At 63.6% G+C, this 12,483-nt stretch carries 13 protein-coding genes; all 13 read right to left on the minus strand.

What is annotated here, in order from left to right; translation table 11 throughout:
• Positions 1-72 precede the first annotated feature (72 nt).
• The 13 genes from rfbB to radA all read right to left on the minus strand — a co-directional run bounded on the left by rfbB (position 73) and on the right by radA (position 12,403).
• Positions 73-1,134, minus strand: a complete 1,062-nt coding sequence (rfbB, locus tag BN948_RS10535; protein ID WP_009519351.1) for a dTDP-glucose 4,6-dehydratase — start codon at positions 1,132-1,134, stop codon at positions 73-75.
• A gap of 133 nt (positions 1,135-1,267) precedes the next feature.
• Positions 1,268-1,603 carry a hypothetical protein gene (locus BN948_RS10540; protein ID WP_035621588.1) on the minus strand — a complete coding sequence of 112 codons (336 nt, stop codon included), beginning with the start codon at positions 1,601-1,603 and terminating at the stop codon, positions 1,268-1,270.
• On the minus strand, positions 1,600-1,881 hold the full coding sequence (locus BN948_RS10545; RefSeq protein WP_138820132.1) for a DMT family transporter: 282 nt from the start codon (positions 1,879-1,881) through the stop codon (positions 1,600-1,602). Before BN948_RS10545 ends, BN948_RS10540 begins: the two co-directional genes overlap by 4 nt.
• A gap of 108 nt (positions 1,882-1,989) precedes the next feature.
• Positions 1,990-2,727, minus strand: coding sequence for a class I SAM-dependent methyltransferase (locus tag BN948_RS10550; protein ID WP_009519349.1), 738 nt, complete (start codon positions 2,725-2,727; stop codon positions 1,990-1,992).
• Positions 2,724-3,650, minus strand: a complete 927-nt coding sequence (locus BN948_RS10555) for a class I SAM-dependent methyltransferase (protein ID WP_009519348.1) — start codon at positions 3,648-3,650, stop codon at positions 2,724-2,726. Before BN948_RS10555 ends, BN948_RS10550 begins: the two co-directional genes overlap by 4 nt.
• A gap of 46 nt (positions 3,651-3,696) precedes the next feature.
• Positions 3,697-5,661, minus strand: coding sequence for an NAD-dependent epimerase/dehydratase family protein (locus BN948_RS10560; protein WP_009519347.1), 1,965 nt, complete (start codon positions 5,659-5,661; stop codon positions 3,697-3,699).
• A complete protein-coding gene (locus BN948_RS10565; protein ID WP_009519346.1) occupies positions 5,658-6,548 on the minus strand; it encodes a transketolase family protein in 891 nt (296 codons plus the stop codon). Before BN948_RS10565 ends, BN948_RS10560 begins: the two co-directional genes overlap by 4 nt.
• Positions 6,545-7,333, minus strand: a complete 789-nt coding sequence (locus BN948_RS10570) for a 1-deoxy-D-xylulose-5-phosphate synthase N-terminal domain-containing protein (RefSeq protein ID WP_009519345.1) — start codon at positions 7,331-7,333, stop codon at positions 6,545-6,547. Before BN948_RS10570 ends, BN948_RS10565 begins: the two co-directional genes overlap by 4 nt.
• 102 nt (positions 7,334-7,435) lie before the next feature.
• Positions 7,436-9,205, minus strand: coding sequence for a hypothetical protein (locus BN948_RS10575; protein WP_138820134.1), 1,770 nt, complete (start codon positions 9,203-9,205; stop codon positions 7,436-7,438).
• A 179-nt stretch (positions 9,206-9,384) separates the two neighbouring features.
• Complete coding sequence (locus tag BN948_RS10580; RefSeq protein ID WP_009519343.1) at positions 9,385-9,591, minus strand: zinc-finger domain-containing protein; 207 nt, start codon at positions 9,589-9,591, stop codon at positions 9,385-9,387.
• A 10-nt stretch (positions 9,592-9,601) separates the two neighbouring features.
• On the minus strand, positions 9,602-10,540 hold the full coding sequence (locus BN948_RS10585; protein WP_009519341.1) for a branched-chain amino acid transaminase: 939 nt from the start codon (positions 10,538-10,540) through the stop codon (positions 9,602-9,604).
• A 61-nt stretch (positions 10,541-10,601) separates the two neighbouring features.
• Positions 10,602-11,012 (minus strand): hypothetical protein, encoded by a 411-nt coding sequence (locus BN948_RS10590; protein ID WP_009519340.1) that lies wholly within the window; start codon positions 11,010-11,012, stop codon positions 10,602-10,604.
• A gap of 11 nt (positions 11,013-11,023) precedes the next feature.
• A complete protein-coding gene (radA, locus tag BN948_RS10595) occupies positions 11,024-12,403 on the minus strand; it encodes a DNA repair protein RadA (protein WP_009519339.1) in 1,380 nt (459 codons plus the stop codon).
• Positions 12,404-12,483: the final 80 nt, after the last annotated feature.

Here is a 12,483-nt window from a genome sequence, read left to right on the forward strand (position 1 = left end):
TTCGGGCGTCATGTGGCGAGGTAGCGGGATGACAGACAGTCGTGGGGAGAAGGAATGAGAGGAGGGGCGCTTTCACGCCGGTGTGTAGTGCGAGGCAATCCACTGCCGGTACGCGCCACTTTGCACGTGAGCGACCCACTCCGCATGTTCCAGGTACCACTGCACCGTCTTGCGGATACCGGTTTCGAAGGACTCCGCCGGCCGCCAGCCGAGTTCGGTTTCCAACTTGCGTGCATCGATCGCGTAGCGTCGATCGTGTCCAGGGCGGTCCTGCACATGTGTGATCTGGACGGCATAGGATTGCCCGTCCTCGCGCGGGCGCAAGGCGTCGAGCAAGTGGCAGATCGTGTGGACGATCTCGATGTTGGACTTTTCGTTCCAGCCGCCCACGTTGTAGGTCGTTCCTACGGTGCCGGCTTCCAGCACGCGACGGATTGCGCTGCAGTGATCCTTCACGTAGAGCCAGTCGCGCACCTGCAGGCCATCGCCGTACACGGGCAGAGCCTTGCCCGCCAAGGCGTTGACGATCATTAGTGGAATGAGTTTCTCTGGAAAATGAAACGGCCCGTAGTTGTTGCTGCAATGGGTGGTCAGCACTGGTAGGCCGTAGGTGTGGTGCCAGGCGCGCACGAGGTGGTCGCTGGCGGCCTTGCTCGCAGAGTAAGGGCTGTTGGGCTCGTAGGGGTGCGTTTCGGTGAAAGCCGGGGCGTTGGGCTCGAGGCTGCCAAAGACCTCGTCGGTGCTGACATGCACGAATCGGAAGTCGGCCTTATCCGCCGGAGGCAAGCTGGACCAATGCGCGCGCACCGCCTCGAGCAAACGGAAAGTGCCTACCACGTTGGTCTGAATGAAGTCGTCGGCACCGCGAATTGAGCGGTCGACGTGGCTTTCAGCGGCGAGATGAAGAACGGCACGCGGGCGGTGCTCGGTGAGCAGGTGCGTCACCAAGGTCTTGTCACCAACATCACCATGAATGAATAGGTGGCGCGGATCGTCCCGCAGGCTGTCCAGGTTCTCCTGATTTCCGGCGTACGTCAGCAAGTCCAGGTTGACCACTGGCTCATCGTGACTTTCAAGCCAGTCAAGCACGAAGTTTGCACCGATGAAGCCGGCGCCACCAGTAACCAGAATCATGGGGTCTTCCTTGGGGCGGGTGTCGATGGGTGCCGACCCGGCCCCTCACACCGCATTATCTTCCACCGCCATGCACAACCACCTTTTCGCGAATGTGGCAGCGCGGGCAAAGTGATGCAAAAGTATGCGTCTCTCAAGCCGCACCCGGTAGAGCCCAGGCGATGCCAAGCGCGATCAGGATCGCTCCACTCCAGAATCGCGCCGTCAATCGTTCCTTGAACACGAGGGCCCCCCCCAGTGGAACGAGGACATACGCCAGCGCTGCAAACGGCATCAGTTGCGAAAGCTGAAGGCTACGTAGTACCAGAATCGCCAGAATCACCGAAGTGAGCTGAAGGGCGATGCCGGCGGTCAATAAGGGAAATCCCCGGCGCAAGGCCCCCAGAGTAGACGCGGCCTTCATAAGCATCTGGGCCGTGCTGCTGCTGAGCACGGCCCCCAGGCACATTGCGATTTCGCTGGCCGTCATTTGGCCCTTACCCCACCCGCCGACAGGAAGATGCCGATCGTCAGAATCGCCATGCCCACGTAATAGCGTTGGCCCAATGATTCGTCGAAGATGACGGTACTGGCCAGCGGCGTGAAGATGTAGATCAGGGCTGTCCAGGGGTAGGCGCTAGACAGTGGCAGGTCGCGCAAACTACCGAGCCAGCAGGCCATGCTCATGGCCGATGCGACCAAGCCCAGCCACATGGCCGCGTTCCAGATGAAGCCTTCCGACAGGCCCGGGTTAGCCAGGGCGTGCAACCCTGCACCTTTGAACAGTAGTTGGGCGCCTGTCATCCACGCGACCATCGCGGCAAGCAAGAGCCACGCGAACATCTTGCGCCCGAAGCTTTGCACGATGGGTGGAGGTCAGCGCTGTGCCACGATCAGGCTTTGGCCACACGCAACGGTGCGCACCAAGGGCAGCTTTTCGACGACGTTGCCAATGCCGTTGAGGGGGCGTGCCATCCAATCAGGGCAGAACATCGGCACCAGGTTGATCACCGAGCTGTGCTGCACCTCGAAGCCCGCTGACCGCAGCCAGGCTTCGATGGTCATCGGAAGAAACGAACGTTCCTCGTGCTCGATGTGGTACTTCGAAAATTTTTCGAGCAGCTTGAGCACGGGATTGAAGCCGTTGGGTTCGAGAACGACAACGGCTCCCTTGAAGCGGGCAAGAGCGGCCACTGCCCGTGCGGGGTCGGGCAGGTGGTGCAGCACACCACGAAGCACGATGACGTCAAAGCGGTTTTCATCCAGCAAGTCACCCAGTTCGTAAATGTTGCCCATGCCGAAGCGCACCCGATCCGCCACCCCGGCCGCCGCTGCCCGGCGTGTGGCGGCTTCAATGGCGGTGGCCGCAGGATCGATGCCCAACACGGATTCGACCCCCAGATCGGCGAACATGACCGTGTAGGCGCCATCGCCGCAGCCCAGGTCGAGAACCCGTTTGCCTTGGAAGGGATAGACTGCCGAAATCCCGGCGGTGATCCGGCCATTCGCCAGTTGTGACGACAACTTTTCTGCCGTATAGGCATACGAGCCGGTGGCCTTGACATCGGCGTCGAATCGATTGACGTTTTCTTTGGTGTTGGGTTGTGTGCTCATAACTGGTTCCGGGGTTTGATGCCAAAAGCGAGCATGTTGCCCACGTTCAAGGCGAGGGTTCGATCCGCCAGCCTCATGGTCTCCAGCACGCGCAGGATCAGCCTTTTGAGGGTGTGGGGCAGGGGCGTCAGGCGCAGCCAGTATCGCAGCGGGTACGCATTTCGAATCGCTTGGACTTCAACGGCCTGGAAACCGCTTTGTTCCATCAAACTCAGCAATGACTGCGGGCTGAACAGTTGAAGGTGTTCGATATCGATGATGGGCGAGCGCAGGCCCAGCAGGCGGTTCAGCGGTGCACGCCAATTGTGGACCACCACGGCAAAACCTCCGCCCGCCTCCAGGAGGTCGTGAGCGGCCTCGGCGAACGATCTCGGGTCGGCAATGTGCTCCAGTGTCATGAAGGAGCAAATGAGGCTCGGCTGTATGCCTTCCAGCATGTCTGGGGAAAACATGCCTTCGCGCAACAGGGGGCGGACGTCTGGCGGTGCGGCATCAATGGCCGCACGTGAGGGTTCGATGCCCACGACCGGAGAGAAACCCTGCTCCTGCAACCAGGGTAGCAAGGGGCCGCTGCCAGCCCCTACGTCGATGGCGGCGTGGCGATCCGACAGCTTCGCTACATGGGGCTTCAAGGCGTTGGCATAGCTCTTGGCTGCCGCCAGGGCCTCCGTGCCCGAATCGAAATCGGCCTGGGCATACGCGTCCCGGAGGTAGTCCTGCGCCGGTGGCGTCGGCGCATATACCAGATCACAAGTGGTGCATTGAACGAGCCGCAGGCACATGAACTCAGGTGTCTTACGCGAAGCGTAGGTGAGCCCGCTGAGCTGATGGAGGTCTATGTGCTCGTCGGCAAAGTGGACATGCGTTGTGCAGTGGCAGACTGGGCAGGGGCGTTCGTGCTCGGCCAAGGTGCTGCTGTTCATTGGGCGGCCCTCTGTGCAGAGCACCTTGTTGACGGCCCGGCGGCGCTCATGCGTTCCCCTTCGGTTCGGCGGATTGCAGTTTGCCCCTGACGATGATATGGCGGCGGATGAAGGCGGGGCGCGCTTTCGCTTCCTCGAAGATCTTGCCGATGTACTCGCCGAGAAGCCCGATGCCCAGGATGGTGAAGGAGCCGAAGAACATCACGAGCAGCGACAGGAATGTGATCCCCTGTGGCACGGAGTCGGGGGCCGCCAGGCGAATGCCGACGGCGACCAGTGCCAGCAGGACCGTGGCCATGCATGCGACGCCACCCATTGCAGTGAGCAGATGTAGTGGCATGCGCGAGAAGGAAAAGATGCCCTTCTTTGCCCACCCGATGTTCTTGATCCAGTTGTTCGTGCTGACGCCAAACATGCGTTCCGGACGGACATAGTCCACGCCGACCTGAGTGAATCCAACATAGGCGCGCAGTCCGCGCAAGAACGCGTCACGCTCGTGGCATTGCAGCAGCCAGTAAACGACCCTGCGATCGATGAGCGAAAAGTCTCCAGCATTCTTGGGAACAGGCACTTCGCTCATCGCGGCGAACAGGCGATAGAAACCACGGTAGCAGGCCTCGAGCCAGTAGGGCATTTCCCGTTTGGTTCGGCGACCATAAACCACATCGGCCCCGGCGCGCCATGCCTCGACGAACGCCTCGATCAATTCGGGAGGATCCTGAAGGTCGCCATCGAGCAGGACGCAGGCCTCCTTGCTGGAAATTTCCATACCGCTCCGAAAGGCCGCTTGCGATCCGAAGTTGCGCGAGTGGGTGATGCCAAGAACGCGCGGATCGCTTGCGCTGAGGGCGCGAATGACTTCCTCGGAATCGTCTGGAGAGCAGTCGTTGACGAAGATGATCTCGTAGTCGACATCGAGCTGGGCGAACACCTTGGCCAGCCGCTCATGCATGATCGGGATGGCCTGAGCGTCCTTGTAGCAGGCGACGATGGCCGAGACCGAGTTCTGCGACGAGCGACGGGGTGCTTTCTTGCTCAGCTTGTGGAAGTCCGATTTGGGCAGTTGCTGCTTCCACCATTCCTGTGAGCGTCTGAGGCCGTCCGCCAGCGCGACCCGTGCATACCAACCCAGAAGGCGTTGTGCCTTGTCTGGATTGGCGTACCACTTGTCGGTGTCCCACGCCCGGCCCGCCGAGGGCGCGAATTGCGGGACGGTGTCAATGGCAAAAACCTCGCGCACGATCGACGCGAGATCGGCGAGCGAGGTTTGAACGCCAGTGCCGATGTTGAAGGACTCGCCAGCGAGCTCCGGCCCCATCTTCAGGGCGGCATCCGCAAAAGCCTCCACCACGTCGTCGATGTAGACGAAGTCCCTCGTCACCTCTGGCTTGGCGAACGTCGGCAGTTCGCCGCGCAGGGTGTGGTCGCACAGCGTGGAGATCAGTCGCGAGCTGTCTTCGTAAGGGCCATACACCGAATAGAGACGCAGATTGACGATCGGAAGCCCGCGAACCTTGCCAAAGTAGGTAATGGCGGCATTGGCGGCCACCTTGCTTACCGCGTAGTGGCTGTTGGGCAATGGCGCTTCGTCTTCCGCGGGGCCAGCCGAGTTCAGTCCGTACTCCGAGGAGCTTCCCGCATGCACGTAGGCGCTCAGCGCCATGGGTTCGAGTTCTTCGAGCAGTCGAATGAAGCTGGTGTAGTTCGTGTCGTGAATGCGCTCGTGGTCTCTTTCAAACGAGTAAGCGCCAAACGACGAGCAATCGAAGACGGTCTTCGGGGCCAGCCGCTGCAGCAGCGAACGGGTGCTGACTGGATCCTGCAGGTTCATGAAGGCGGTGTTGGCACTCGGAACACCTGCCAGACGCCAAGGACTGCCGGAGAACACCGTTCCCACCACGTCGCTGCGGACCGCCAGCAACTGGCGCAGTAGGTTGGCGCCAATGAAACCGCTGGCGCCGATCACCAAGATGGGGCCGACGAGGCTTTTGAGTTTGTCTTCCGCCGTCATGGCTGATCCGTGATCATTTGCCGAATGGACTGGGTGTCCAGCCCACATTGCGCGCGGTGGAAATTCTGCGAACCAAAACGCCCACTCGGATATCCCAGGGCAAACCGATGAGTGAACGACGAGCACCCGATGCCACGTTTCACGAGGTCCATTGTCAAATGCGTGCCCAGACCCCCTTGAGCTACGTGTTCCTCAATGACATGGAGCGGGCCGTTCGCAATCTGCCGATGGAACGCCTCGGGAATCGAGAATTCGTCGAACTCGCACACGGCCCAGACCGCGGGGCGTTCTTCCTGAGACAGGCCCTGCAGAGCCTGCCAGGCGACGCCGGCCATTGGCCCCAAGGCGGCCAAAGCTCCCCGTTTGCCGGGCAGGACTTCCCGCCAGGGGTTGTAAACGGGCGCTTGCGTGCCCGCAGGCCGTGCGTCCAGGCCCAGCCTGAGGTAGGTGGGCCGCGAAAAGCGGCCCACCAGTGCGAGCAGATCCTCGTCGAAGGCGGGCGCCAGCACCTGAACTCCCAAAGCATTCATGGTCGCGCAGTCCTCCAGCGCGTGGTGCGTCGGTCCCATGTGCCCGTACGCGTAGCCACCCCCGTTGCCCACTAGGCAAACGGGCAGTCCACCCAGGCAGACGTCGTTTCGGATCTGCTCGAAGGGGCGCGCGTAGCAGAAGGGAGCAATGCTGTAAACGATGACGCGCAGCCTTTCGCGGGCCAAACCCGCTGCGACGCCCACCATGTTCTGTTCGGCTACGCCAGCGTTGACGAATCGCCCGCCCATGGCCGCTCGCACTTCTTCCAGTGCCATGAATCCGAGATCGCCGGTCAGGAAGAAGCAGTCTTCCGTGTTGTGGTTCTCGAGCACGGCTGCGGCGAAGGCCTTTCTCATCGCGCGCCTCCGTTTTGCATGATCGCGTTGCGCGCGGCCAGGTATTGTTCGGGCGTGAGCGGAAGGTAGTGCGACTCCAGGCTGTTCTCGAAGTGGAGGTCTTTCCCCTTGATGGTCTCCAGTATCAGCACCACCGGAAGGCCGTGTTCGCCTGGGCTCAGCGCACGGGTGATTCCTTGCGGGTCGTGACCATCCACCCTGCGCACCTCGGCTCCGAAGGCGGCGATCCGCGGGCTGAGGTCTTCGCAGGAGATGACATCCATGGTTCGACCGAACCCCTGCAGGCCGTTCTGGTCAATCAGGATGAACAGTTTGTCCAGCCGCTGATGGACGGCGAATGTCAAGGCTTCCCAACAGCCCCCCTCCTGCCACTCACCGTCGGAGCACAAACAGAACACTCGGCGCGAATGGCCCATGTGGCGCGCGGCGAGCGCGAGTCCGGCCGCGAGCGATGGCCCATGGCCCAGTGAGCCCGTGGAAAACTGAAGACCCGGAATGCCAGCCCCACTCGGATGTCCTGGTAGCAGGGAGTCGTCGCGGGTGAACGTGGTTAGCGCTTCTTCCGATAGTTTGCCGAGGCTCCACAACGTAGCGTATAGGGCGGCGGCGGAATGCCCTTTGGACAGGATGAACCGGTCTTCCTCGGCCATCACCAGGTGGTGCAGCGCCATCAGCGCGTCGATGCAGGAAAAGTTGCCGCCGAGATGCCCAGACTTGGCATCGTGGTGCATTTGCAGCAAACGAAGTTTGGTCTCGATCAGAAGTTCGTCGAACCGGTTGTTCATCGGGTGCAGGTCAGTCAGGTTGGGTGCGAGGTGTTAGCCGGTGTTCCGGAGGCATCGGGGGAGGGCTCGTCAGGGCAGATCGTTGGCGAGTTCCTGTGACATCTATCGCTGCGGCGTACGCCGAAACCTCTCATGGCATTCGGTCAGCACAACAGGCACCTCGGTGGGCTTGTAAAGCTTCTGCTCTCGTGGTTCGGCATATCCTCCCGCTCCTGGTGCCGTGTGCCACTTAGCCGCCAAGGCGAAATGCGTTTCGAAGCTGGCCCCATAACTGGCGACCACGTCGGTGGGAAGTCGGCGCGGGCCGGATTCTTCGACCAACAGCCAAGCGGCGGACAACAGTTCGCATGGTACCCGGGCCAGTGCGGCTTCTGCCAGCTTCTGACTGCCCGGGTAGCCTCCCACGGTCCATGCCTGGCCGATGCTCATGGCCTGCATCGCATACAGAACGCCCGGAGACTGGCCCGACAAGTCGACAACGGGGGTGCCCGGGCGCAGACCGGCCGCCTGCGCAGCCTGCTGGATGGCATTCACGTACTGGGCAAAGTCTTCGGACAGCACCAGCCGTGAGGAGTCTTGGCCCAGGCTGACGACGCTGTTGTTCTTGCTCAGGGTTTGTGGCTGCCGGTAGGGTTGGTTGAAACCCAGCTGCAGCAACAGCGCAGACAAGGCTTGCGTGGCAAAGACGAGCGGCAAGGCAAAGCCCCACCCGCCCCTGGCCTGTGCCAGCGGCCCGAGCAGGACGACGCCGGCCAACAGCCAGAAGAATCCCACGAAGCCCGCTACCCACCAGTAGTTGCCATTGCTGCCGATGGCATACGCATAGGGCATGGCCAAGAACAGGAGGACGGGTAGCAGTCGCTGGACGCGGAGGCCGTGTGGCAGCACTTCCCGCCATCTGACCAGGAGCAAGGCCGCGCAGGCAAAGACAATCCCGATGAGGATCAGGGCGCGGAATTCGCCAAAGCCGGTGGGGTTCGGGGCGGCACCGCCCACAATGGCAGTGGTGGTCGCGAACAGGCCGGCGGACACCAGCAGGGCCAACAGCCTCCAACGCGGCACCTGTTGGAGTGCGCACCAGGCGCCTGCGAACGCCACCGCGCCGCTCAACTGCAGCGTCACCCGTTCGCGCGCCTGCAACTGGAAATCACCAAGGCGGAAGGTCTTTGCGACAGTGTGGCCTGCGCCGACCAGATCGTAAAAGGCCAGTCCGGTCTCCAGCCGTCCGATGAAAGCATGCAACGAGCCATCAATCAGCAGAACGGAGACAAGAAGGGCAACCAGCGCCGTGGCGATGGCCAGGACGAGGAGGCGCCAGGTCAGCTTGCGTGCGGCAAGGAGAAACGCGAGTGTCACCAGGGCCAGCGCCATGGCCGTACTCGGCTTCGCCAAGAACGCAATGCACCCTCCCAAGCCGATCAGCAGCCACCCGGCGATGCTTCTGGCGGACGGGATCTTGTCTGCCAGGACAATGCCGATGGACGCCACTAACAGTGCCTGGAATGCCAGCGAGTTGTAATTCGGCGTGACCAGCCACCAGGAAAACGTCACCAGGCATGCCACCGACCACCCGGCACTGACAACCGCCGTTTCGAGTGGGCGGTGGACCTCATGCGCACTGGCCGCGCGCATGACCAGCCAGGTGAGGCACCAGGACAGCAAGAAAATAATGCCGATGTTGGCCTGGCGCAGGCTGGCGACATCGCCTCCCACGGCCAAGTAGAGCGGGTGGTACACGAAGCCGAACTGGGTGAGCGACCAGTCGAACAGAAAGGGATTGGATACCCAGTTGAGGTAGAAGCCTTCGTCCGTGAAATCGAAGCCATACCGGCTGTAGTGGAGGATCCAGACCAGCAGCATGCCGGTGGCCATGGCGGCCAGAGCCAGCGGCAATCGAGCCCAGGCCCCGGGCGGCGGCGGGTGCTCAGGCCTAGTGGGGGGCACTTGCATGTCGGTTCCGCGGACTCACTCGCCAGGCCGGATCGCTCGCAGCTCGAGGGCGTTGCCGCCACTGCCTGTCCAGCAGGCGTGGCTCATGAACGAGCAGTCCTTCAATGCCCGTGGGCCACGTGTTCGCCCGCCGCCAGCCGGTACACCGTGCCGCAGTACGGGCACATCGCTTCCCCCGTGCTCGCCACGTCCAGATAAACCTTCGGGTGGCTGTTCCACAGCTTCATGTCGGCCAGCGGGCTGGGGCAGAACACCCCGCCGTGGCTGTTGAGGTCCTTGGCCTTGAGTTCGACGACCGCCTTGCTCATGCTGCGCTCCTCAGACCTTGGTCAGCCAATGGGCATATTTCGAGTTGCGCCCGTTCACGATGTCGAAGAAGGCGCTTTGGATCTTCTCGGTGATCGGCCCGCGCGAGCCGCTGCCCAGTTCGATGCGGTCGAGCTCGCGGATGGGCGTCACTTCGGCGGCGGTGCCGGTGAAGAAGGCCTCGTCGGCGATGTAGACCTCGTCGCGCGTGATGCGCTTCTGCACGATCTCCAGGCCCAGGTCCTTGGCGATGTGGAACACGGTGTTGCGCGTGATGCCGTTGAGCGCGCCGGCCGAGAGGTCGGGCGTGTAGATCACACCGCCCTTGATGACGAAGATGTTTTCGCCAGCGCCTTCGCTCACGAAGCCGCTGGAGTCGAGCAGCAGGGCCTCGTCGTAGCCCTCGTCGGTGGCTTCGGTGTTGGCCAGGATGCTGTTGGTGTAGTTGCTCACCGCCTTGGCCTGCGTCATGGTGATGTTGACGTGGTGGCGGGTGTAGCTGCTGGTCTTGACGCGAATGCCGCGCTTCATGCCCTCATCGCCCAGGTAGGCGCCCCAGGCCCAGGCGGCCACGCTCAGGTGGATGGTGTTGCCCTTGGGGCTCACGCCGAGCTTCTTGTCGCCGATCCAGGTGAGCGGGCGGATGTAGCCGCTTTTGAGGCCGTTGGCGCGGATCACCTCTTTCTGCGCCTCGTTCACCTGCTCGATGGTGAAGGGGATCTTCATGCGCAGGATCTTGGCGCTGTTGAACAGGCGCTCGGTGTGTTCCTGCAGGCGGAAGATGGCCGTGCCGTTGACCGTGTCGTAGGCCCGCACGCCCTCGAAGGCGCCGCAGCCGTAGTGCAGGGTGTGGGTCAGCACGTGGATCTTCGCGTCGCGCCAGTCCACCAGTTGGCCATCCATCCAGATCTTGCCGTCGCGGTCGGACATCGAGGGAGCGGGGGAGCTCATGCGTTTCCTTTGGGGAGTGGGGGTATTCGGGTAACCGGCGATTTTACGGCGGCGCCCGGCCTCAGCGCTCCGTCGGGGCGTCCGCTTCGGGACGCTGGAAACCCCAGTCCAGCAGCTTGCCGTGGGCAAATCGCGCCTGCACGCTGGCGCCGCCCGGGTCCGTCCAGCGGTAGACCTCGGGCTGCTCACCCTCGGATGACATGAGTTCGCCCAGCGCGCGGGCCAGGCCGATCACGCCCACCAGCGGCAGGCCCGCGTGCAGGCGCGAATTCAGCATGACGGCGCTGTCCACGTGGCCGATCGGTCGCCGCGCCGCGCGCTGCATCACCGTCATCAGCCGGGTGAAGTGCAGGAGCATCCACAACACCAGGCCGCCGGCCACGGCCGCAACGCCCGGCCAGCCGAACTGCCGGTAACCCCAGTACAGAAGGGCGGCGCCGATGACGGCCGCCGCGATGCGTCGAATTCCCATGTGGTCCTCTGTCAGTCGATGCGTCGCACCAGCTCCAGCGCCTCTTCGATGCGCTCGACCCCGTGCACGGTCAGGCCGTCGAAGGCCTTGTCGTTCTTCTTCGGCAGGTTGGCCCTGGGCACCACCGCCACGGAAAAGCCCAGTTTGGCTGCCTCTTTCAGGCGCTCCTGGCCGCGCGGCGCGGGCCGCACCTCGCCGGCCAGGCCCACCTCGCCGAAGGCCAGAAAGCCCTTGGGCAGCGGCTTGCCGCGCAAGCTGCTGGTGATGGCCAGCATCACGCCCAGGTCGGCCGCGGGCTCGCTGATGCGCACGCCGCCCACGGCATTGACGAAGACGTCCTGGTCCAGGCAGGCCACGCCCGCGTGGCGGTGCAGCACGGCCAGCAGCATGGCCAGGCGGTCGCGCTCCAGGCCCACGCTCAGGCGGCGCGGGCTGGGCCCGCCGCTGTCCACCAGGGCCTGCAGTTCCACCAGCAAGGGGCGCGTGCCCTCCAGCGTCACCATCACGCAACTGCCCGGCACCGGCTGGGCGTGCTGCGACAGGAAGATGGCGCTGGGGTTGCTCACGCCCTTCAGGCCCTTCTCGGTCATGGCGAACACGCCGATCTCGTTGACCGCGCCGAAGCGGTTCTTGATCGCGCGGATGAGCCGGAAGCTGCTGTGCGTGTCGCCCTCGAAATAGAGCACGGTGTCCACCATGTGCTCCAGCACGCGCGGGCCGGCCAGCGCGCCTTCCTTGGTGACGTGACCCACCAGCACGATGGCCGTGCCCGAGGCCTTGGCCGCGCGCGTGAGGTGGGCCGCGCATTCGCGCACCTGCGCCACCGAACCCGGGGCGCTGGTGAGCTGTTCCGAATAGACGGTCTGGATCGAGTCGATCACCGCGATGGCGGGCTTCTCGGCGTCCAGCGTGGCCAGGATCTTCTCGAGCTGGATCTCGGCCAGCACCTGCACCTCGGAGCCCTCCAGGCCCAATCGGCGCGCGCGCAGCGCCACCTGGGCGCCGCTTTCTTCACCCGTCACGTAAAGCGACGGAAACCCCGCGCGCTGCAGGCTGTCCAGCGCCTGCAGCAGCAGGGTGGACTTGCCGATGCCCGGGTCGCCGCCGATCAGCACCACGCCGCCCTCGACGATGCCGCCGCCCAGCACGCGGTCCAGCTCCTCGTGACCGGTGGGCGTGCGTTCCACCTCGCGCGCCTCGATGCGCGAGAGCGGCATCACCTCGCTGGTCTTGGCCAGCGCCGCGAAGCGGTTCTTCGCTGGCGCGCCGCCGCCCTCTGCCACGCCTTCCACCAGCGTGTTCCAGGCGTTGCAGTGCGGGCACTTGCCCAGCCAGCGCGGGCTGGTGCCGCCGCACTCGCTGCAGGTGTAGATCGTCTTGTCCTTGGCCATGTCGCGCTTGTTGGATCGGGTGCGCAATATAGTCGAGCGCCCGCGCCGCCCGGCCGGCCTCGTCGACCGCCACCCACCCC

The organism is Hydrogenophaga intermedia, from assembly GCF_000723405.1.
GTDB classification, from domain to species: Bacteria; Pseudomonadota; Gammaproteobacteria; order Burkholderiales; family Burkholderiaceae_C; genus Hydrogenophaga; species Hydrogenophaga intermedia.